General features: G+C 63.4%; 18 protein-coding genes. 12 read left to right on the forward strand and 6 right to left on the reverse strand.

Annotation, left to right across the window (positions count from 1 at the left end; all coding sequences use genetic code 11):
• The first annotated feature begins 57 nt into the window (after positions 1 to 57).
• Positions 58 to 699 carry a hypothetical protein gene (locus NE591_RS11785; protein WP_256156719.1) on the forward strand — a complete coding sequence of 214 codons (642 nt, stop codon included), beginning with the start codon at positions 58 to 60 and terminating at the stop codon, positions 697 to 699.
• 335 nt (positions 700 to 1,034) lie between these two features.
• Here the strand turns inward: NE591_RS11785 and NE591_RS11790 are convergent, their stop codons facing one another.
• Both NE591_RS11790 and NE591_RS11795 read right to left on the reverse strand, forming a co-directional pair.
• Complete coding sequence (locus tag NE591_RS11790; RefSeq protein ID WP_157012951.1) at positions 1,035 to 1,208, reverse strand: hypothetical protein; 174 nt, start codon at positions 1,206 to 1,208, stop codon at positions 1,035 to 1,037.
• A 184-nt stretch (positions 1,209 to 1,392) separates the two neighbouring features.
• Positions 1,393 to 1,701 (reverse strand): helix-turn-helix domain-containing protein, encoded by a 309-nt coding sequence (locus tag NE591_RS11795; RefSeq protein WP_227070076.1) that lies wholly within the window; start codon positions 1,699 to 1,701, stop codon positions 1,393 to 1,395.
• A gap of 57 nt (positions 1,702 to 1,758) precedes the next feature.
• Between NE591_RS11795 and NE591_RS11800 the strand changes: the two genes are divergently transcribed.
• Positions 1,759 to 2,397 (forward strand): radical SAM protein, encoded by a 639-nt coding sequence (locus NE591_RS11800; RefSeq protein ID WP_173113920.1) that lies wholly within the window; start codon positions 1,759 to 1,761, stop codon positions 2,395 to 2,397.
• Between the two features lie 359 nt (positions 2,398 to 2,756).
• Here the strand turns inward: NE591_RS11800 and NE591_RS11805 are convergent, their stop codons facing one another.
• Positions 2,757 to 3,866 (reverse strand): DUF5692 family protein, encoded by a 1,110-nt coding sequence (locus NE591_RS11805; RefSeq protein WP_231699501.1) that lies wholly within the window; start codon positions 3,864 to 3,866, stop codon positions 2,757 to 2,759.
• A 327-nt stretch (positions 3,867 to 4,193) separates the two neighbouring features.
• Between NE591_RS11805 and NE591_RS11810 the strand changes: the two genes are divergently transcribed.
• The 3 genes from NE591_RS11810 to NE591_RS11820 are packed head-to-tail and all read left to right on the forward strand — an operon-like array spanning position 4,194 to position 7,393.
• Entirely contained in the window at positions 4,194 to 4,763 is a 570-nt protein-coding gene (locus NE591_RS11810; protein ID WP_022739423.1) for an FMN-binding protein, read from the forward strand.
• A gap of 2 nt (positions 4,764 to 4,765) precedes the next feature.
• Entirely contained in the window at positions 4,766 to 6,616 is a 1,851-nt protein-coding gene (locus tag NE591_RS11815) for an FAD-dependent oxidoreductase (protein ID WP_173113917.1), read from the forward strand.
• Positions 6,617 to 6,649: 33 nt separating this feature from the next.
• Entirely contained in the window at positions 6,650 to 7,393 is a 744-nt protein-coding gene (locus tag NE591_RS11820; RefSeq protein WP_231699500.1) for a hypothetical protein, read from the forward strand.
• Here NE591_RS11820 and NE591_RS11825 read toward each other — a convergent pair.
• Positions 7,390 to 8,313: a MarR family winged helix-turn-helix transcriptional regulator gene (locus NE591_RS11825; RefSeq protein ID WP_114549209.1), complete on the reverse strand. Its 924-nt coding sequence runs from the start codon at positions 8,311 to 8,313 to the stop codon at positions 7,390 to 7,392. The two genes, NE591_RS11820 and NE591_RS11825, sit on opposite strands and share 4 nt — an antisense overlap.
• Before the next feature lie 114 nt (positions 8,314 to 8,427).
• Positions 8,428 to 9,486, reverse strand: coding sequence for an FAD:protein FMN transferase (locus NE591_RS11830; protein ID WP_173113914.1), 1,059 nt, complete (start codon positions 9,484 to 9,486; stop codon positions 8,428 to 8,430).
• 299 nt (positions 9,487 to 9,785) lie between these two features.
• Here NE591_RS11830 and NE591_RS11835 point away from each other — a divergent pair, with 299 nt between their 5' ends.
• From NE591_RS11835 to NE591_RS11865, 7 genes are all read left to right on the forward strand, one after another.
• A complete protein-coding gene (locus NE591_RS11835) occupies positions 9,786 to 10,598 on the forward strand; it encodes a UTP--glucose-1-phosphate uridylyltransferase (RefSeq protein WP_173113913.1) in 813 nt (270 codons plus the stop codon).
• Positions 10,599 to 11,135: 537 nt separating this feature from the next.
• Positions 11,136 to 12,449, forward strand: a complete 1,314-nt coding sequence (locus tag NE591_RS11840) for a replication-associated recombination protein A (protein ID WP_173113910.1) — start codon at positions 11,136 to 11,138, stop codon at positions 12,447 to 12,449.
• 256 nt (positions 12,450 to 12,705) lie between these two features.
• Positions 12,706 to 13,596, forward strand: a complete 891-nt coding sequence (locus NE591_RS11845; RefSeq protein ID WP_173113907.1) for a DUF948 domain-containing protein — start codon at positions 12,706 to 12,708, stop codon at positions 13,594 to 13,596.
• Between the two features lie 21 nt (positions 13,597 to 13,617).
• Positions 13,618 to 15,051, forward strand: a complete 1,434-nt coding sequence (locus tag NE591_RS11850; protein WP_173113905.1) for an AI-2E family transporter — start codon at positions 13,618 to 13,620, stop codon at positions 15,049 to 15,051.
• 66 nt (positions 15,052 to 15,117) lie between these two features.
• Positions 15,118 to 17,754, forward strand: a complete 2,637-nt coding sequence (gene alaS / locus NE591_RS11855) for an alanine--tRNA ligase (protein WP_161127506.1) — start codon at positions 15,118 to 15,120, stop codon at positions 17,752 to 17,754.
• A gap of 248 nt (positions 17,755 to 18,002) precedes the next feature.
• Positions 18,003 to 20,513: a type I restriction-modification system subunit M gene (locus tag NE591_RS11860; RefSeq protein ID WP_173113902.1), complete on the forward strand. Its 2,511-nt coding sequence runs from the start codon at positions 18,003 to 18,005 to the stop codon at positions 20,511 to 20,513.
• Between the two features lies 1 nt (position 20,514).
• Entirely contained in the window at positions 20,515 to 21,114 is a 600-nt protein-coding gene (locus tag NE591_RS11865; RefSeq protein WP_173113899.1) for a restriction endonuclease subunit S, read from the forward strand.
• On the opposite strand, the gene NE591_RS11870 is transcribed toward NE591_RS11865, so the two are convergent.
• A complete protein-coding gene (locus tag NE591_RS11870) occupies positions 21,111 to 22,037 on the reverse strand; it encodes a site-specific integrase (protein ID WP_173113896.1) in 927 nt (308 codons plus the stop codon). The genes NE591_RS11865 and NE591_RS11870 overlap by 4 nt on opposite strands.
• Positions 22,038 to 22,319: the final 282 nt, after the last annotated feature.

The following is a 22,319-nucleotide window of genomic DNA, read 5'->3' on the forward strand; positions in this document are numbered from 1 at the left end:
GTGCGGGATGGGAGCAGCGCCCAATCCGGCAGTTTGGCTAAGGCTTTGGACATGTGGGTGGCCGAAGAGCTGCGCGCGGCTGGCTTCGATGCGCAATCGGTGTGGCCTCGGCTCGTGCGGCCGCGGGTTTTGGATCCTTCGGTCCTGCGTTTCATCGGCTCACTGGATGCGCGAACGGCGGAAAAATGCTGCGAGGTCCTTCCTCGCTTTGCCAGCGCCAACGCCAACGTGCTCGGGTCGACCTATTGCAAGCAGGTCGATGTGGGGCTATCCTCTTGGATGACGGGTCCTGAAATCCTCATCTCGACGAAGACCATGAGCTCGGCATTTGGCAAAAATCTCGCCAACCGCTTCGAAGAGGCCTATGGCGATGCGAAGAATCTGAAAGGGCGTCATCCGCTTGCCACGCTCGGCTTTTTCTTCCTTTTGAACTCCTCCATCGTCGATGAACCGCGGAATTTTTCGAAGGCCATTACCATGCTTCAGAAGCTGCGCGTGGAAGACGATGCCTACGATGCAACCTGTCTTATGCTCGTCGATTGGGAGGAGGACGGGCGGCTTGCGATCTCCCCTTTGAACGAGAAAGTGCCTGAAGGGCTGTCGGCCACCTCGTTCTTCCGCGAGATCGTCGATCTGACCTTGTTGCGGGGAGCGCCCGAGAGCCACGAATTGGCACGGGAGAAACGGCGTCTTCTGTAGGGGAGTGCTCTGGAACCGCCTGGTTGGGACATGCGGGCCTGAGCGCAATATAGCCCGTTTAGGTGATACGCCTAGGTGGGCTTTCCCGTATTATAGTGGCAGAGCAAAGCTCGAAACCTTCCTCGGAGCCGCCCTTCCTCCTCCTTCCTTCCAGCGGTACCCGAGCCCTCCGCAAGGCGGCCGCCCAATAGGGTTGGCCGCCTTTTGCTTCCGGCCGCGGTCGTTGGGCTCGCACACGACGATTGCCCCCGTGGGTCAAGAGAACCGTCCCCTTGACCCACTTGAATCAGTTCTGGCTCACGCGGACTCCCGCATGCGCTGGGCGCGATCTGCCCCTATCGCAAGAACCATTTCCACGCGGGAACGACATCGATGGGACCGGCGTCGGTCTCGATACGGTCCTCGTTGAGGCGATTCTGCACGCCGGGGAAGCCACCCTCCGTCAGGTGGCGGTCGAACATCCCTTCCAGGAGTGTTTGCGTCTGGGGCGAGAACGCCGATCCTTCCAAGCGGTCTTCTGTGATGCCTCCGCCGTAAGGGCCGCAATGTTGTCCATGGCTTTCTCCAGATACAAACTTCTAAAAATTTTTGAGAAGTTGGCGCGTAGGCTTCTCAAAAGTTTTTAGAAGCTGTAAACAGGGATGGTATTAAAGAGGAGCCGACCCAGCTGTTCGGACAGTTCGGATTGCCCATTTAAAGCCCCAGCTCCTTCTCTCCCCATTGCTTCAGAGCGAGGAGGATGGGCACGAAGCTTTCGCCTTGCGGGGTGAGGGCGTATTCCACCCGTGGGGGCACCTCGCCGAAATCGGTGCGTGTGAGGAAGCCGTCGGCCACCAGTTCTCTGAGCTGCTTGGAAAGGGTGGACTCGGATATGTTCCCGATGCAGCGCCTGAGCTGCCCGAAATGCCGCACGTCTTTAAGGGCGATATAGAAGAGAATCTCGATCTTCCATTTTCCGCCGATCATGCGCTGGATGGTGGAGACGGACTTGCAGCGCTCCACCTCCTCGCCCCGCCTTCGCCCGCGCGAGCGAACCCCTTCGGGCTGAAGGCGCTGCATTTGCGGAAGATCGCGTCGCTTGTTCGCGCCTACTTCCCGCAATGCAAGAGCATCGGGTGCTTCTCCCGCGTGACCGATGTGGCGGCAAAGACCGACGAGGAGCTCGCCGAGCTCGCGGCGGCTGGGTTCGACGGCCTCACCATCGGCATCGAGACCGGTGACGAGGAGGCCCTTGCGTTCATGGACAAGGGCTACGGGGCCGAGGACATCGCGAAACAGTGTGCACGGCTCGATGCTGCGGGGATCTCCTACGCATTCTTCTACCTGGTGGGTATCTCGGGCGCCGGGCGCGGTTTGGCGGGGGCGCGGGCGACGGCGGATGTCTGCAACCGGACGAACCCCTGGCTCATCGGTGCGAATATGCTCACCATATACCGTAGCTCGGCGCTGTACCGAGAGATCGAAGCTGGACGATGGCATGAGGCGACCGAGGTGGAGAAATATGAGGAGGTGAAGGAGCTGGTCGCCCAGCTGGATATTCCCGTGGAGTTCGCCATGCTGGGGGCGTCCAACCCGGTGATGTTGCACGGTCGGTTGCCCGAGCAGCGCGAGGGGCTCCTTGCGACTCTCGACGCCGTCATCTCAGACATTGGTGAGGAGCGCCTGCGCCGCTACCGTGTCAACTTGCGGCATTTGTAGGCGGTTCGCGAAGAGGTCCTGACGTGGGTGATTCGCGAAAAGGGCGCCGTAGATGCCAGTTGGGGGTCGAAATGGTCGAAAGGCGGCGCGAGAAATCGCGGTTATCCGGCCATTTCTACCCTCAACTGGCATTTTCCGAATCGGGCATTGACCATTTCTGCCCCCAACTGGCATTCACTTCGCGAAAATGAAAAGGAGGGGGATTCACGCGAAAAAGAAGAGGGGGGATCCGCGCCGTTGCGGATCCCCCCTCTGCGGGATGAGCTTGTTTTGGGAAATGGGCTTGCTCGAGCGTCCGCGGCCAGGCTGGTTTCCCTGGCCAGCCACTTAGTCGAATGCCAGCTTAGCCAACCAAATGACTACTGCTCGTCCTTCTCCACGGCGACGTAGACGTAGCCAGGGGTGCCGGTCGCGGGCAGCTCGTTGTAGGCCACCATCTCGGCGATTTCGGCGGCCGTGGCGCTCGCGGGTTCAGTCTCAAGCAGGTAGGCGGTGTCGGCGCGGCGCTCCATGGCCTTCTGGAAGTCCTTGGTGCCCACGAACACCTCCTGCTTGTAGGGGTTCACGCCCAGCTTCTTGCTGCGGTAGACGATGTAGGCCAGGGCAGCCACGTTGGCGGCCAGGGCGATGAGGGACACGACCAGGTTCACCTGCGGGTTGTTCACCGAGTCGGCGGCGAAGACGGAGTCGTTGGCGAACATGGGCACCATCTGGCAGAACATGCACCACATGGAAAGCGTGAAGGCGCGGTTCTGGATCCAGCCGCCCTTGTTCCAAAGCAGGCCGGCGATGGTCGGCGCGAGCAGAAGGGCGATGCCGCAGTACCAGGAGTGGGTGGGCAGGCAGTTGTAGGTGTAGCAGAAGTTCCACAGGTCGTAGGCGATGATGAACACCCAGGTCATGTCGGGCCACAGCATGTCCTGGCGCTTTTTGGAGATATAGATGCCGAACCAGCCGGTCATGCAGGCGATATTAAGCAGGCCGGCGATGCCGTTGAACACGTTGTGCCAACCGCCGTACAGGGTGACGCCCTCGGTGGAAACCCACGTGGTGCCGAAGGCGCGGAAGGCGCTCTCGAAATCGCTCACCACGGCGATGAGGATGTTGATGGCCACGATGACGAAGGGGAAGGCCTTGAACCAATGCGAGCGGCCGATCTTGCCCCAGGAGTACTTCAGCATCATGAAGCCGATGCAGCCGGCGGTGGCGGCGTACACCTTGGCGTAGTGGAACCAGCTGTTCATATCGGTGTGGGTGGGGTTGTTCACGGCCCACTCGGCACCGGACGCCGCACCGATCTCCACGGCCAGGCAGTAGACGGTCATGGCGCCGCAGACGCCGAAGAACATGAAGATGCCGCCGGCCTTGGTGCGGCGGGCGAACTCGTTCAGCAGAATGAGCGCGATGAGCACCATCGCCAGGCCGAGCCATTGGAAGCCGGCGTTCGGGCCGTACACGTCGAATAACATGGTGATCCCTCCTTTAAGGATCGGTGCCTTCCTTGCCGCGAAGCCCGCCGCGGGTGGAGCACAAGAGGCCTCGCTGACCCACTCGCACCGGCTGCGCGGGGCATCAAATTGATGCTGGGAAGTACCATACCTGTGTAGAACTCTTCAGTCAATATCCATAATTTTGCAAGTTGGTAATAATTGACGAAATTGGTAAATGAGTCAATAAAGCATTGATAAACGGGGGAAATACTGCTAAGATTCCCAAAATAAAGTTCATTGAAGAAAGAAAAAGAAAACTTTCACGAAGAAATAATTGGAACGCACAGTCGAATGATAGGAGGGAACATGAAGCGAACAACGACGGCCATCGCCTGCAGCGCGGCCGCCCTCGCCCTGGGGCTTTCCGGTTGCGGGGCGTCCTTCGAGGGATCCGGGTCGAAGGACGCCGCCTCGGCCGAGCAGCTGGCCCTGCGCACCGACGATCCCTGGGCAGCCGAGGTTGCGGCCGATGCGGGGGCGCGGGCCCAAGGCGACTACGCCGACGGGGTGTATGTCGGGCACGGGCGCGGCATGGAGGGCGCCATCACGGTGACGCTGCTTCTGGATGACGGGCGCATCACCTGCCTGGAAACGACCCAAGAAGGGGAGAGCCAGAGCCGCGGCGGCTACGAGGCCATCCGCGACGGGCGGTACGCCGAGATGATCGAGGCGGCCCAGAGTGCCGATATCGACGCCATCGCCGGGGCCACCATTACGACCGCCGGGGTGAAGCAGGCCGTGGCCGACGCGCTCGCCCAGGCGGAGATTGCCGCCGGCGCCGAGACGGCTGGCGGCGCGGCGACGCAGAGCGGCGGAGATGCCGCCGCAGCGAGCGATGCCGACGCCACCGCTGCCCTAACTGGAAAGGAGGCCTAGCCATGGCCGAGAACACCACGGGCGCTGGCGCCCTTTCCCGCCGCGACTTCCTGACCGGCTCGGCCGTGGCCGCCGCCGGGGCTGCCATGCTGGGCCTTGCCGCCGCCGAGCCGGCCGTGGCCGCCGAGGTGCGCAGCGGCAACTGGGCCGCCGACGGCTCCGCGGCCGTGACCGCCGAGCCTTCCGCCGCTACCAACGCCACCGCCGCCGACGGCACCTACCGCGAGCACAACGCCAGTTCGTTCCCCGCCGACGACGCCACGCCCATCCCTCCCCGGGCCGTGCCTGCCAACTGGGACTACGAGTGCGACATCTGCGTGGTGGGCGCCGGCGGCGGTGGCCTGAACGCGGCGGCCCGCGCGGTTCAGCTGGGCGCCGACGTCATCTGCGTGGAGGCCATGGGGCTTCCCGGCGGCAACGCCCAGGAGGCCGGCATGTGCGGCATTTTGGGTGGCTACTCGGGCCAGGAGGAGAAGAAGTTCGCCTTCCCGAGCTATCCCTTCGACCCCAAAGCGCTGACCGATTGGGCCATGGACGAGTACCACTACGCGGCCGACCCGAAGCTCATCTACCGGCTCGCCTGCGAGGGCGGCAAGTCGCTGGACTGGATGGCCGACTGCGGCGTGCACTGGCGTCTGGGCGAGGTGCCGGTGTACGTGGCCCCGAAGCGCTCGACGCTGGACCACCACGTGCTGAAGATGAAGGACGCCACCGACGCCATGTACAACTACGGCTACGCCCACGGCGTCGATTTCCACTTCCAAAGCCCCGCTGTGGCCCTCGTGCAGGACGACGACGGACGCATCGTGGGCGTCGTGGTGAACGAGGACTACGAGACCGAGCGCTACATCCGCGCCGACCGCGCCGTCATCCTCACGGCGGGCGGCTTCTGCAACAACAAGGCGCTCTTGGACAAGTACATCCCCACGGCGGCCATGGGCTGCGCCTCCAGCTACTTGACGGCCGGGGAGCGCGGCGAGTGCTTCCGCATGGGGCTGGGCGTGGGTGCCGACGTGTCCGGGTTCAACAGCTCCGCCTCCTTCGACGGCGGGGTCGACTGGCAGGCCGAGGGCGGCACCTGGGCGCGGTTCCTCTACGACGGCATGACCCAGCTCTCGCGCCAGCCGTGGCTGACTATCGACCGCTGCGGCAACCGCCTGCGCTACATGGACTCCCGTGTGGCCGAGGACGGCGCCAACGCCATCTACGCCTTGGGCGATTTGGCCACCATCCAGATGACCCCGCCGGGCCACCGCTCCTACATCATCTTCGACGCGAACTACGAGGATCACCTGGCGGGATTCGCCCAGGAGCACTGCCGCAAGCTGCTGACCCCCGACCTGGAGCAGATCGAGAAGGTGCCGGAGCACTACCGCGACTGGCACCACGGCGTGCAGGACGCCATCGACGCCGACGTGCTGAAGCGCCGCGACAGTCTGGAGGAGCTCGAGCGCGATTTGGGCCTCGCCGAGGGCGTGCTCACCGAGGCCGTGGCGAAGTGGAACGACGCCTGCGAGCGCGGCGAGGACGACTTTCTGTACCCCATGCCCGCCGAGTGGCTGCACCCAATCGTGGAGCCGCCCTTCTACGGCTGCCGCATCGGCGGCAACCTGTACGGCACGAAGGCGGGGCTGCTCATCAACGACCAGATGCAGGTGGTGGGCACAGACGGCCGCGTGATCCCCGGCCTGTACGCCGGCTGGCACACCGCCGGGGGCGCTTGCGGCGAGAACAGCTACATCGGCGACCCGATTCTGGGATCGCTCATGGGGGACGTGGGGCTCGCCTTCTGCGGCGGGTATCTGTGCGGCACCTCTGCGGTGGAGAACGAGATCAACGGCGGCCAGGCGTAAGGGCGCGAGCGCGCGTACGGATAGGAGTTCGTTATGAAAGATATGAAAGCGATGGCGCGGCCGTTTCTCGCGCTGTATGCCATGGCGCTCGTGATTGCGCTGCTGGGACGCATCGGGCTTGCGGTGGCCGGGGGCACCGGCGTGCTCGCCTTCGACTACATCTCGGCCTCGGGCGTGCCGGTGCTCGATGTGATCTGCTCTATCCTCACGGGCTCGGCCTTCGTGGCCTTCCTGTTCGCGGCTGGCCTCGCGCTTTGCGTGTCGACGGCCGGCGCGGTGCTCTACGGCGCGCTGGCCTCGCGGGCGCAGGGCGATGCGGGCGCTCCCGCGGTGCGCCCGCGCCCGCTGACGGCGTTTCTCTGGGGCTGGGCGACGGCGCTCGTGGCGCTGGCGTGTCTGGTCGTGGTGGTGCTCGGCATCCTGTCGGCGGTGCAGGTGGGATCCATGTCCTCGAAGCTGCCGGGGCTGCCGATCATCGTCGTCGGCGTCATCGGGTTCGCGGCTTTCCTCGGCACGCTTCTGGGGGCGGCCTCCATGGTGGTGTGCGCCTGCGTGGCTCGCTGGCACACAGGGCACAGCCTGGAGCTTTCGCTCATCGCGGCGGTGGCGTTGTGCGGCGCCGTCGTCGCAGCGCTCACGGTCGGCACGTTCTCGGCCCTGAACGCGGCGAGCATCAGCCTGCCGGCGCTGGGCGGCTGGTTCGCGGCGGATGTCGTGGCAAATGTGGCCATGCTCTTCGGTGCGAAGGTCTATGCGGACAAGATGAGCCTCGCCTAGATTTCCCGGAGCAGGTCGTAGGCGGCCTGCTCCTTTGCTTGCCGCTGAGCGTTCAGGTCGGCCACCACCACATGGCCCACGCGCTCGATGGCGTCCCTCTGCTCGGGAGTCAGGCGCACCCACAGCTTGGTGGCAGCCAGCTCGTTCACGGTGGCGCTGATGAGAAATCCCTGGTAAACGCCCTCGTCGGTGAGGGCCACGTACACGGCCTTCTTGTCGTGAGGCGACTTCAGGCGTTTGGCCCAGCCGCGGCCCACGAGGCGATCCACGGCGCGCGCCGCGTTCACCGGCGACATCATCAGCTGCTCTGCCAGGGTTCCGACGCGTTCGGGATGATCCGTCTCGCCGAGGCGTTGGACGATGCGGCACTCGTTGAGCGACGCGCCCGTGGCATCGCGCAGGGTGCGCTCTGTCTCGGCGCGGATGAGCTCGATGGATACGAGCGAGCGCGTGGCAGGGAAACGCTGAGCGCGCCCGGCGTGCAGTGGGGGTTCGATGTGGGCTGCGGCGGCAACCGCCGCTTCCAGAATGGTGCGATACGTGGGATCTTGGGTTGGGAAGGTGGCGTACAAGCTCTCTACCAGGGACTGGTTGACGGCAGCGACGTGCTCGGCGCCGTCGTCGGTGACGGCGAGGAACCGCGTGCGGCCATCGGTCGTGCCAGCCTCGCGGGTCGCGTACCCATGGGCGACGAGGGCGTCGACGGCCTGGGTCACCACATTGGGCTTCATGCCTAGAATCTTTCCGAGCTCCCCCTGGCTTACGGGCGCCGAGGCCTGCATCAGCTTCGTTAAAATGCGGTACTGGGTGATGTTCAGGTCGCTCGCCTGCTCCAACCCGCGGCGCAGGGCCTCATGGGCCATTTCGAAGGCCACGAAGTACGTGGAGTCCAGGTTGAATTTGTTCGCGACCTCGGCCATTACGTCCTTTCGGCTGCCGGAAAGTTAGTTCATCGATGCAACGATTAGTCTAGCGTTCTCCGACGGTTCGAGGAGGCGACGATTTCTCCCCGATACAAAGACTTCATAGCTCGCTCAGCGGGCGTTGGTGATAGTGCCGTCGGGGGCGATGAAGAAGGCCTGCAGAATTTCGGGGTGTCGACGGGCGAGGGCGAGTCCGCGTTCGAGGCCGAGGGCGAGCAGGGTGGTAGAGAAGCCCTCCGCGTCGATGGATTTCTCGCAGATGACGGTGACGCCGGCCACGTCGGTTTCGACGGGGCGCCCCGTGCGCGGATCGAGGATATGGTGGTAGAAGGTGCCGTCGGGCGCGGTGAAGCAGCGCTCGTAGACGCCACTCGTGACGGCCGATCCCGCAACCAGGGGCACGGCGCCGATGAGCTGGGAGGGGTCGCGCGGATCGCGGATGCCCACGCGCCAAGGGTCGCCTGTGGGCTTGGTGCCGCTCACGGCCACGTTGCCGCCGAGGTTCACGATGATGCCCGAGAGCCCGTGGGCCTCCATGGCCGCCACGAGTGCATCGGCGATCCATCCTTTGGCGATGCCGCCGGCGTCCACGGCGGCATCGGGGTCGGCCAGCTGCGCGAAGCAGGCCTTGGGTTCGGGCGCTGCCTCGAACCCGGGCACCGCCTCGGTTGCGGCATCGGCGTCGCTCTCGGCCGCTGTGGCTGCCGGCGTCTTCCGCAATCTGAGCGCGTGCCAGTCGACGTGGCGCACCGCCTCGGCGAGTGCACCGTCATCGGGCACCGTGCCCTCGTGAAAATTCCACAGGCGCACCGCCGAGCCTACGGTGATGTCGAAGGCGCCCTCGCTTTCCGCGCAGTAGGAAAGCGCCCTCTCGAGCAGGTCGTAGGTCAAAGGGTCGATGGCCACGGGCTGGCCGTGCGCGCTGTTTATGCGTGCGATGTCGGAGTGGGGAAGCGTGCGGCTGAACAGGCGCTCGTAGAGGCGGCAGAGCGCCCGGGCCTTCTCGAAGGCCGCTCGGCACGCCGCCGCTTCGCCGTAGGCTTCGATGTCGATGATGGTGTTGAATGCCAGAAAGCGCACGCCCGCCGGCTTGCCCCCGGTGGCATCGCGGGCCTCCAGGTACTGCTCGTCGGGGATGGGGTCGAGAATATGTGCGCAGGTTTCGTCCATGTGCCTAGTATAGTCGACCTCGCGCGCAATGCGGGCGCGAACGGCAGATGCCCGTTTTGAGCAAAATACCCCACTTCTCGTAGCTTTGCGTTGGAAAACTACGGCACCCGCCAGATCTCAGCCAGAGTTTCGCCAGGTCGCGTTTAGCGGTCGGCGCGATAGGGGAGGACGAGACTACGAGAACTATGTCTTTTTGCTCAATCGAGTAGCTTTGGAGTGCGGCAAGGCGACGCAAGGTCCGCCATCGTGCATCTGTAGTATCATGAGCGGCACGCGAACAACGAAGAGAAAGGCGCTCGATGAAGGCACTCATTCCCGCGGCGGGGCTCGGTACCCGCTTTCTGCCGGCCACCAAGGCCCAGCCCAAAGAAATGCTGCTGGTGGTGGATCGTCCGGCCATCCAGTATGTGGTGGAAGAGGGTCTGGCTTCCGGCGCTGATGAGGTCGTGATCGTCAACAGCCGCGAGAAGAAGGCCATTGAGGACCATTTCACGCCGAACCCGGAGCTGGTGGCGCTTCTGCGCGAGCGCGGCAAGGACGCCTATGCCGATGCGGTGGAATATGTCGGCAACCTGCCGGTCAGCTACGTGTATCAGGAGGAGGCGCTGGGGCTGGGACATGCCGTGCGCTGCGCGGCAGAGAAGACGGGCGACGAGCCGTTCTACGTGCTGCTCGGCGATGTGCTCGTGCCGGGCAATGAGATGCTGCCGGCTATGAAGGCGGTCTCCGACGCCCATGGCGGGGCCAGCGTCATCGCGGTCATGCCCGTGCCCGACGACCAGGTGAGCCGCTTCGGCGTCATCGCCGGGGAGGCGGTGGCCGAGAATGTGTGGAAGGTGGACTCGCTGGTGGAAAAGCCGGCGCTAGAGGATGCGCCGTCGAATCTGGCGGTGTTCGGCCGCTACCTGCTCTCGCCCCGCGTGATGGAGCTGCTGGCCGATGTGGAGCCGGGGGTGGGCGGCGAGATTCAGCTCACCGACGCGCTGGACGCGGTGCTTGACGAGGAGGAGATGTATGCGCTTGTGGTGGATCCGGCCGACGGCTTCGACACGGGCACCGTGGAGAGCTGGCTCGAGACGAACAACGTGTTGTTCGGCCGCCGGCAGGGATAGGCGTTCCCGCTGGTGAGGTTTCTTCTAAAATGTGAAGAATTACTTAACGATGAGCCTATGAATCCACAAGTTCACCATGGGTGCATCATAGGGAATTCAAGGGTGGCTGTTATACTGACGTCAGCAAGTGAGACAACCCCCTCCGATCACTTGCCTGCTTTGTCTCTTTAAAGCAGAAAGCGGCTCCGCGAGAGTCGCATCCCCCCTCCTTCTGGCCCGGCGGCCCCCTCCGCCGGGCCGCTTCTTTTTGCGGGCGTAATTGCATCGCAATTACGCCCTGTCGACGCTGCGCGGCGGCGATGCGCCCCATCTTGCCCCTTGTTTCGGGTGCTGCGCGGCACGAAGGCCGCTTGACCCGAAGGCGGGGCAATCTGAGGCGCCTCGCCGCCGCTCGCTGGCTTCCTTGGGCGCACCTCTGAGTGGGTTCACGGTTGCGGGCTCGGCCCTTCGGGCCATCGCTAGCGTTCTTTTATCGGACGAACGACCAAAAACATTTGTTCTATTATTTTGGCGGGCTCCGTGGTACCATTACGGGCTATGGATACTTTGTTTACTGCTATGGAAAATGATCGGAAGCGCGATGTGGCTCCGCTCGCGGTGCGCATGCGGCCGCGCACGCTCGACGAGGTGGTCGGGCAGACGGAGGCCGTGGGCGAGGGCAGCTGGCTGCGCGCGGCCATCGAGAACGACACGTTAAGCTCCGTCATCCTCTTCGGGCCGGCGGGCACGGGCAAGACGTCGCTTGCCCACGTCATCGCTGAATCGACCCGCGCCACCTTCGTGGAGGTGTCGGCTATCGGGGGCACGGTGTCCGACTTGCGCCGGGAAATCGACGCGGCGGAGAAGCGTCTCGTCATGGGGGGCTTGCGCACCATCCTGTTCGTCGATGAGATCCACCGCTTCAACCGCAGCCAGCAGGACGCGTTGCTGCATGCGGTGGAAGACCGGCTCGTGGTGCTCGTGGGCGCCACCACGGAAAACCCTTTTTTCGAAGTGAACTCCGCCCTCATCTCGCGCTCGCGCATCGTGGAGCTGCATTCGCTCGCCGATGATGAGATCGCCGAGTTGGTGGGCCGTGCCGTGGCCGACGATCGGGGGCTTGCCGGCTGCTATGCTCTGGAAGATGAGGCCACTTCTGCCATCGTCACTCTGGCCGGCGGCGACGGCCGCGGGGCGCTCACGACGCTTGAGCTGGCCGCCGGCATGGTGGCTCCGGGCACGCGCGAGGCGCCGGTCGCCATCACCGAGGCCATGGTGCGGGCCGCCACGCCCCATCGGGCGCTGCCCTACGACAAGAACAAGGACATGCACTACGACATCATCTCGGCGTTCATCAAGAGCATGCGGGGCAGCGATCCGGATGCCGCCGTTTACTGGCTCGCCCGCATGATCGACGGGGGAGAGGATCCGAAGTTCATCGCCCGGCGCATGTACATCGCTGCCTCGGAGGATATCGGGAACGCCGACCCCCAGGCCCTGCTCGTGGCCGAGGCCGCCTTCCGGGCTGCCGAGGTCATCGGCTACCCGGAGTGCCGCATCAACCTGGCCCAGGCCGCCATTTACTTGGCGCTGGCGCCGAAGTCCAACAGCGCCGAGGCCGCGATCGATGCGGCGCTGCGCGAAGTGCGCAACGGCCCGGTGCGCAAGGTGCCCGATTACCTGCGCGATCGTCATCGCCCCGGCTCGGAAAACTACGGCGAGTACAAGTACCCCCACAGCTACCCGGCCGGCTGGGTCGATCAGCGCTATCTGCCCGAGGGCCTTGAGCGCGGCTGTTTCTACCAACCCGGCGAGCGCGGCTGGGAGGCTTACCGCACCGACGCCGCTGCCCGCGACCGTCAGGGGAGTTGAGTCGCGGCTCGGGGTGTTGCGTCCGCCGCGGTGCGGGCACTGCGCAGCGAGCCAGGCATCGTGCTGGGGCGACGTTCGGTCGAGGCCGCCCCAGCACGGGCGCTGCCGGCGATGTCGCTCGCGTGTGACACGATGTCAACTTCCGTTTACGGAATGGCTACCATGCGGACGCGTTCCGTGGAGGCCCTGCGCAACTTAATTAGAATGACTCCAGTAATGGTATAGTCAGGTCTTCGGAATTATAAGGAGGCTCATCATGGATTTCGCAGGGATCGTGGACATCGCGCTGCCCGTCGTCTACGTGCTCGTCGGCGCGGTGCTCGTATGGTTCGTCGTGGAATTGGCGCTGACCATCCGCTCGACGCGTTCGACCATCGACGACGCCCATAAGGAGCTCACGCCCACGCTGCAGAACGTGGAGAAGATCACCGCCCAGGTTGATCCCCTCATCGCCCATGTGGATGCCCTGGTAACTGACCAGATCGACCCGCTGCTGACCCGCGTGAACGAGATCGCCGAGGAAGCCAAGCCCGCTGTGGGCCGCGTCGATCCGCTGGTGGAGCGTCTGTCGCTCACGGTGGACGCGGCGAATTTGGAGCTCATGCGCGTCGACCAGATTCTGGAAGACGTGACCCAGATCACCGATTCCGTCTCGAAGGCCGCCGGTGCCGTGGATACCGTGACGAGCGCCCCGATCGATTTGGTGAACTCGCTCACGGGCAAGCTGCGCAGCAAGTTCAAGCCGCGCTACGCCTCCGACGAGTCCGTGAGCTTGGGAGCCGCTGCCGACGCCAGCGCCGCCGCGAAGGCCGGCCGCGCGCCCGAGCGCGGGGCGACCGTCGCCGACGCCGTCTCGGCTATGGGGGACGCCGCCCGCGCCGTCGTCGCCGAGGGCAAAGACCGCCGCGCCGCTGTCAAGGCCGCCAACGCGGCCAGCCAAGAACGTGCCCACGACTTCGAAGACCAGCTCTCCGGTACCGCCGGCACCATCGCCGATGCGGCCGTGGCCAACGCCGACACCGACACGCCGGCCGCGACGGCCCCTGCCGATCCCGCAGCCGCAGCTTCGCCGGCCATCTCGCCCAACGCCGCCGCGGCCCAGGCCAAGCCGGCCCCGATGGGGAACAGCCCCTACACCGTTCAGTAGCTCGCGTCCGAGGAGATTCCCATGAGCACCGACGCGTCTCAATCGCAGGGAGGAGCCGACGCGCCCGCTTCCGTCAACAACCCGCGCAGCGCGGCCGCCGCGGCCACCGCTGCCGCCAATGCCATCTCGCGCACCAAGCAGGCCCGCGCCCGCACGCGCTTCTTCGACCTGTGGGCCGTGGTGGCGGCCATCCTGCTTTTGGCGGCGATCGTCTACCTGCTGAACATCCTGTCGGTGCCCGTGGCCATCCTCATCTGGACCGTCATCATCGTCTTCTGCCTGCGCGGCATTGTGAACGGGCTGGAGAAGCACCACGTCAACCGCGGTTTGGGCACCACGATCGCCTATGTCATCATGGCGCTCGTGCTCGCTCTTATCGGCTTTTTGCTGTTCTCGCCTATGTTCGGCCTGAACGCCCAGTTCAACGACTTGGTCAGCAACATGCCCCATTATGTTGATGCGGTCATCGCTTGGGGCAACGACCTGTATGCCCGCTACGCCCCGATGCTCGAGGACGAAACGGTGAAGAACGTCATCAGCGAGGTGCAGAAGTCGGCCGCATCCTGGGCCTCCTCCATCGCCCAGGGCAGCGCCAACGGCATCGTGGCCTTCTCCACGACGCTGGCCAACGGCCTTATGGCCTTAGGGTTCGCGCTCGTCATCGCTTTCTGGATCCTCATGGAGCTGCCGGCCATGGGCCGCGAGACGCGCCGGCTCATCGGCCCCAAGCACGCCGAGGACGCCGAGTTCTTCCACGCCACCTTCACCCGCGTCATGGGCGGCTACATCAAGGGAACGCTTCTGCAGTGTGCCGTCATCGGCGTGGGCTGCGGTATCCTGTTCCAGGTCGTCGGCGTGCCCAACGCCGCCGTGCTCGGCCTCATCACCGGCGTGATGAACATCATCCCCATCATCGGCCCGTGGCTGGGAGGTGCGCTCGCGGCCATTGCTGCCGTCTTCGTGAGCCCGCTGGTGGCCCTTATCGCCCTGGTCGGCACCGTGGTCATCCAGCAGCTCGTCTACACCTTCGTCTCCCCGAAGATCATGGCGAACTCCGTGGACATCCACCCGGCCCTCACCCTCATTGCCTTGATGGTGGGCTCGGCCCTCGGCGGCGCTATGAGCGGTCTTATGGGGTCGCTCGTGGGCATGCTCGCCTCCATCCCGCTGGTGGCCGTGGCCAAATCGGTGTTCGTCTACTATTTCGAGAAGAAGACCGGCCGGCACCTGGTGGCCGAGGACGGCGTGTTCTTCAAGGGCGTTCCGTCGGACAACGAGGAAGTGAACCCGCTGTCGGACGCCACATCGCCGGGCGTCACCACCGGCTCCATGAAGCCCATCAAGCTGGACGACGCGACGCTGTTCGGCCGCAAGTTGCCGAAGCTGCGCTCGCAGGCCCATGGGAAGGTGACGGCGCGCCATTCCCATGATGACACGTCGTCTTCCAAAAAGTAGCGCGCAAGGAGCGCTATAATCTGCTGCAACTGTTTTCGTTGACCGTAAAGGACGGATAGAACACCTATGCGTTACATGACCACCGCTGAGATTCGCGAGAAGTACCTGAACTACTTCCAGGAGAAGGGCTGCAAGCTCGTGCCCTCCTCCTCGCTCATTCCCGACGATCCGTCGCTTCTTCTGACGAGCGCCGGCATGGTGCAGTTCAAGCCCTACTTCCTGCAGCAGAAGCAGCTGGAGGCGCCCTATATCGGCACCACCTCCGTGCAGAAGTGCGTGCGCACCAACGACATCGACATCATCGGCACCACGGGCCGTCATCTGAGCTTCTTCGAGATGCTCGGCAACTTCTCCTTCGGCGCGTACTTCAAAGAAGAGATGTGCGCCTGGGCCTACGATTTCTCCGTGAACGTGCTGGGGCTGCCGCCGGAGCGCTTGTACTTCACCGTGTTCGAGGACGACGACGAGACCATTGAGATTTGGAAGAACCTGGGCGTGCCCGAGGATCACATCTCGCGCCTCGGCGAGGACGACAACTTCTGGCGCGCCGGCCCCACCGGCCCCTGCGGTCCCTGCTCGGAGATCTACTACGACCAGGGCCCCGAGTTCGGCTGCGGCAGCCCCGACTGCGCGCCGGGCTGCGACTGCGACCGGTTCCTCGAGTACTGGAACTGCGTGTTCACCCAGTACGACGGCCAGGAGGACGGCACCTTGGCGCCCCTTCCCAAGAAGAACATCGACACGGGCATGGGGCTCGAGCGCATGGCCGCCATCATGCAGGGCGTGCAGTCCAACTACGAGACCGACGTGCTGCGCAGCCTGGTGGCCGTGGGCGAGCGTTTGGCCGGCGTGACCTACGGCGAGGATGCCGAGACTGACCTGGCCCTGCGCATCATCGCCGATCACTCCCGCTCGGTCACCTTCATGATCGCCGACGGCATCCTGCCGGGTAACGAGGGGCGCGGCTACGTGCTGCGCCGCCTGTTGCGCCGCGCCATCATGAAGGCCCAGCTTATCGGCATCGAGGGGCACTTCCTCAACGAGTACGTGGACGAGATCGTGCGGCTCATGGGAGATGTGTACCCCGAGATCGTGGAGAATCGCGAGCTGGAGCGCGGCCTCATCATGGCCGAGGAGGACCGCTTCGGCGCCACGCTGCGCCAGGGCCAGGCCTACCTGGAGGAGGCCCTCGGCAAGCTTGAGGGCGACGTGCTCTCCGGCGAGGAGGCCTTCACCCTGCACGACACCTACGGCTTCCCCGTGGAAGTGACTCAGGAGATCGCGGAAGGTCGCGGCGTGAAAGTGGACATGGAGGCCTTCGAGGCCGCCATGGAGGCCCAGCGCGAGCGTGCCCGCGCCGCCGGCGCAAAGGACGCCGAGGCCGCCTGGTCCACCTACGGCGGCATCTACAGCGATCTTTTGAACGAGCTCGGCCCCACGGAGTTCATCGGCTACGACGCCACCGCCGCCGAGACGCGCGTGCTGGCCGTCGTCGTCGATGGCGAGCGCGTGGGCACCCTGGCGCCGGGGCAGACCGGCGAGGTGGTGCTGGCCGCCACGCCCTTCTACGCCGAGATGGGCGGAGAAGTGGGGGATACGGGCGTCATCGAGAACGGCGAGGGACGCCTTTACGTGCTGGACACGAAGGCTCCCGAGAAGGGCCTGTTCGTGCACGCGGTGCGCGCCGAGGAGGCCGGTCTTGCCGAGGGCGATACCGTTGTGGCCCGCGTGGACGCGAACCGCCGCGCCGCCATCGAGCGCAACCACACCGCCACCCACATCCTGCACGCCGCGCTGCGCCGCGTGCTCGGTGACCACGTGAAGCAGGCTGGCTCCTACGTGGGCCCCGACCGCCTGCGCTTCGACTTCACCCACTTCGAGGCGTGCACGCCCGAGCAGCTGGCCGAGGTGGAGCGCGAGGCCAACGAGCACATCATGAGCGCCACGCCCACCACCATTTACGAGACGTCGCTGGAAGAGGCCCGCGCCGCCGGGGTCACGGGCTTGTTCGGCGAGAAGTACGGCGAGGTCGTGCGCGTGGTGGAGGCGGGCGACCTCTCCCGCGAGCTGTGCGGCGGCTGCCATGTGAACAACACCGCCGAGATCGGCTTTTTGAAGATCACGAGCGAGTCGTCGGTGGGCGCCAACGTGCGCCGCATCGAGGCCGTGACGAGCTACGGCGCGCTCGCCTACGTGAACAAGGTGGAAGCCGAGCTGAAGGAGGCCGCGGCCACGCTGCGCGTGCCGCCCTTCGACGTGTCCGAGCGCGTGGCGGCCGACCAGAAGGCCCTGAAGGAGATGCGCACCAAGGCCAAGCGCGCCAAGGACATGGTGAGCGACGACATGTTCTCGACGCTGCTCTCCCAGGTTCAGCTGGCGCCGGCGGGGTACCCCGTCATCATCGCGCGCACCGAGGTTCGCGACGGCGGCCAGATGCGCAATATGTGGGACGTCGTGCGCAGCCGCATGGACGCGCCCGGCGCCATGGTGGTGGCCGGTGTGAACGACGGCAAGCCCGTGCTCATGGCCGCCGGCACCGATGAGGCGGTAGCGGCGGGCTTCAACGCCGGGGCCATCATCAAGGCCATGGGCCCGGCCATCCAGGGCGGTGGCGGCGGCAAGCCCACCATGGCCCAGGCCGGCGGCAAGAACCCCGACGGCATCGATGAGGCCCTGGAGATCGCCCGCAACATGATCCTGTAGCGGCGCGGAGGGGCGCGACTGCATGAGGGGCGCGGCATTGCCTCGCCCCTCTTTTGCGTTTCGGAACATACAAGCCGTGCATTGCTTGAGAGAATCTCATTGAATGCTGATCGTGTCGGTATAAATGTCGGTATAAATGTCGGTATAACCGCGCCGCTTCCAGATGCGTTGCTCCGACTGATGCTAACGCTGTGATAAAAGCGTTAGCTATAATGAAATGATCTGTGCACCATTCGAAAGGGAACGGAATGAGCAAGCAACAGCTCGCCGCGATAATCTGGGAATCGGCCAACCGCATGCGGGGCAAGGTGGATGCGAGCGAGTACAAGGATTTCATTCTGGGCTTCATCTTCTACAAGTACCTCTCCGAGAAGGAGGAGCAGTTCTTCCTGGGCGAGGGTATGACGGCGTCTGATATGGAGCAGCTGGTGGAAGAGGACGAGGAGACCGTAGGCTATGCTCAGAATCATCTGGGCTATTTCATCTCCTATCAGAACCTGTTCTCCACTTGGATCCAAGCCGGCAATGATTTCGCTGTGTCGCAGGTGTACGAGGCACTCTCGGCCTTCAGCCGCCTTGTGAGCCCCCTTTACAAAAACGTGTTCGACGGCATCTTCATCACGCTACAGACGGGACTGAGCAAGCTCGGCGACAATACAGGGTCGCAGACGAAAGCCGTGCGCGATCTCGTCCATCTCATTCAGACCATCCCCATGAGCACGCACCAAGATTACGATGTGCTGGGCTACATCTACGAGGATCTCATCTCGAAGTTCGCCTCTAACGCCGGCAAGAAAGCTGGCGAATTCTATACACCCCACGAGGTGTCGGTGCTCATGGCGGATATCGTCGCTCATCATTTGCGGAGCCAGGACACGATTCGTATCTACGACCCCACGAGCGGCTCTGGTTCGCTGCTCATCACCATCGGCGATGCGGTGAAGCGTCGCATGGGGGATGCGGACGGCATCGCCTACTACGCCCAGGAGCTCAATCAGTCCACCTACAACCTCACGCGCATGAACCTCGTCATGCGGGGCATCAAGCCGTCTAACATTACGGTGCGCAACGGCGATACTTTGGAAGAAGACTGGCCCTACTTCGACGATTCGGATCCATCGGGCACCTACGACCCGCTCTACGTGGACGCGGTGGTTTCCAATCCGCCCTACTCGCAGCGGTGGGAGCCGGAGGGCAAGGAGAACGACATCCGATTCGCCTATGGCATCGCCCCTCGCTCGAAGGCGGACTACGCGTTTCTGCTGCATGACCTGTATCATCTGAAACCCTCGGGTATCATGTGCATCGTCTTGCCCCATGGCGTCCTGTTCCGAGGGGGAGAAGAGGGAACGATTCGCCGCAACCTCATCGAGAACGACAAGATTGCCGCCATCATCGGTCTTCCTGCTAATATTTTCTTCGGAACGGGCATCCCCACCATCATCATGGTGCTGCGCCAAAAGCGCGACGAGAGCGACGTGCTCATCATCGACGCTTCCAAGGACTTCGAGAAAGTCGGGAAGAATAACCAGCTGCGCTCCTCGGATATCCGCCGCATTGTCGATACGGTTACGGCTCGTCGGACGATCGAGGGCTACTCGCGCCTTGTGGGAAAGGACGAGATACGCGCCAACGATTACAACTTGAATATCCCGCGCTACGTGGATTCCTCTGAGCCTACGGAAACGTGGGACTTGTATGCGTCGATGTTCGGTGGCATTCCGGTTCAGGAAATTGACGCCCTAAGCAAGTATTGGGAGGCGCTTCCCGGCCTTCGTGAGGCGCTGTTTACGGCCAACAATGGCCATTGCGCTCGGATGGCGTGCGAGGACGTAGCCGATGCAATTCAGGGGAATGAGGCGGTCGAAGGCTACGTTGCCCGCTACCACGCAGAGTTCTCTGGGTTGCGCCGTCAGCTCGTGGCGACGCTCATCGGCAACTGGCAGCGGGTGGACGCACCGAGCGCGGAGGCTGCGGTGGCCGATGAGGTGTTCAAGCTCGTGGAACCGTTTACTCTGGTTGATAAATATGACGCTTATCAGGCGCTTGATGATGCTTGGGGCGTTATTGCCGCCGATTTGGAAATGCTGCAAACGGAAGGTTTCGACGCTGCGAGGAAGGTCGATCCGGAATACGTCATCAAGAAGAAGAGCGGCAAAGACGTTGAGGTGCAGGACGGATGGAAGGGCCATATCCTGCCGTTCTCTCTTGTACAAGACGCGCTCTTGAGTGTGGAAGCCGAGCAGTTGCGTGATTTGCAGGATGAGATGAGCCACTTGAATGGCGAGTGCGAGAGCTTGCAAGAGGAGCTGCCCTGCGAGGACGCCGAAGAGGGCGATGCCGACGATTCGTGCGATTTGACCGAGGAGGAAATCGCGGCGAAGCGGAATGAGCTCGCGGCCCTCCAGAAGAAGCTAAAGAGCTTGAAGAAGGATGCCAAAGCTCAGGAGTCGGCCCTCGAAGAGAAGACCCGCGAGACCATTGAGGCGCTGACCGACGAGCAGGTGTACGAGCTGCTCGAGGCCAAATGGGTAGAGCCCCTCATGGATGATCTGAACGCGCTGCCGCAAGTGTCTATTGAGGGTCTTATCAAGAAAGTGAACGCGCTGGAAGAGAAATACAAAGACACCTATGCCGATGTGGCAGAGCAGATCAGCGAAGCCGAAAGAGAGCTGGATGCAATGCTCGGCCAGCTTGTGGGTGACGAGTTCGACATGCTCGGCATCGCGGAACTGCGTAAGCTTTTGGGCGGTGAGTAACATGGAGGAACAGCGTAAGTCCGAAAACGCCCTCGTCCCCGCCCTCCGCCTCGAAGGATTCAGTGACCCTTGGGAACAGCGTAAGGCTGGAGATCGACTCGTTGTTTTGCGCGGTGGCTCTCCGAGACCAATTGAAAGCTACATCACAAGTGATCCCTCGGGTGTGAACTGGATCAAGATCGGTGACGTCGAACCGGGTTCAATGTACATAACGAGAACAAGTGAGCGAATACGTAGAGAAGGAATGTCGAAATCGCGCGAGGTATTCGCGGGAGACCTTCTGCTATCAAACTCAATGAGCTTCGGCCGTCCCTATATTCTGCAGGTCAATGGCTGTATTCATGATGGATGGCTGCTCATCCGAGATGCAGAAGGAAGATTCGACACGATATTCCTCCAACAGATGCTTTCGACACCCTCAATGGCAAGACAGTACAAAGCTCTGGCGGCAGGAGGAGTCGTCAACAATCTAAATAGCGAGTTGGTCCAATCCGCAACGATTGCGTTTCCGGGTAAGGCCGAGCAAATAAAAATCGGCGCCCTATTCCAGAAGCTGGACTCGCTCATCGCCCTTCATCAGCGTGAGCGGAGCGGCTGCTAAATTAGGCTGGAGATTGAGCGCATCACGAGGTCGACATCCTGGTTCTCTAGCTCTTGGATGATGTGCAGGTAGGTCTTCTGGGTGGTATTCATGCTGGCGTGTCCGAGACGCTTGGCGACGCTGGCGATGGAGACGCCAGCGAACAGGAGCAGCGATGCGTGGGTGTGGCGCAGTCCATGCACGGAGATGACGGGCACGCCGGCGCGCTTGCAGTGGCGCTCCAGCACGCTATTCGCCGTGGAGTTGTAGACTTTTCCTTCCACGAAAATCGGCTCATCGTGGGGAAACCTTTTGGTGAGTTCGGAAAACTGGATGACCAGCTGCCAATCGAGCTGCACCTTGCGCACGGAAGATCGGTTTTTCGTTGGGACGAAGCCAGTTCCCGTCTTGTAGTCCCAGGTCTTGTTGACCGAGACGACTTGGCGGCTGAACTCGAAGTCGTCGGGTGTCAGCGCAATGGCCTCGGAGAACCGCAGCCCCGTTTTCGCAATGAGGAGGATGAGCCAGTCCCAGCTCACCTCGGGCCCCAGGTCGAGGTCGTTCAGAAGCCGGTGCAGCTCGAATTGGTTGAGGTACTTCTGCTTCTTGGCGCGCGGGGATTTGCCCTTAATGATGGCCTTGCGCGTTGGGTCGCGCTCTACCAGACCCTCATCGACAGCATCGAGGACGGCGCCCTTCAGCTGATGGTGGAAATCCATTGTCGTCTGCCGTTCGTGGCTGACGGCATACTCGTTCAGCAGCTTCTGATAGGTGATGCGGTTGAGTTCCGCGAGGGTCAGCAGGGGAATGAGCCGTTGCAGCCAAGCGCAGGTGAGCCGGTACTTGCTGAGCGTGACATCGCGCACGGCCCCTTCCTTATACATGGCCACCCACTGCTGGTAATAGTCGCAGAACGTGTCGTTGGGCGTGAGTTCGTTGAGCATTGCTGGGTTCCTTTCTGCGTTTTTGGTTCGTTTGAGGGCTCACGCTGATGAAGGTTCCCTAAGAATACGGCGATGAGACAAGTTGTTTGTCGCCGACAGAGGTTGTTTCTGCACGAGATCGCGAGTTATAAGCGTCTCGGGGGTGCGGACAGTTGCTTGGACAGCGGCCTACGCCGCCAGCCCCAACCGCCTCCTGCGGTTGTCTATCGTATCGTAGACGGTCCTGCCGCCCTCCCGGAAGGCCTTTAGACGGACGGTCGAGTAGGCGGCCATCCACCCGTC

This window comes from Adlercreutzia sp. DFI.6.23 (genome assembly GCF_024462535.1).
Classification (GTDB): Bacteria; Actinomycetota; Coriobacteriia; order Coriobacteriales; family Eggerthellaceae; genus Adlercreutzia; species Adlercreutzia rubneri.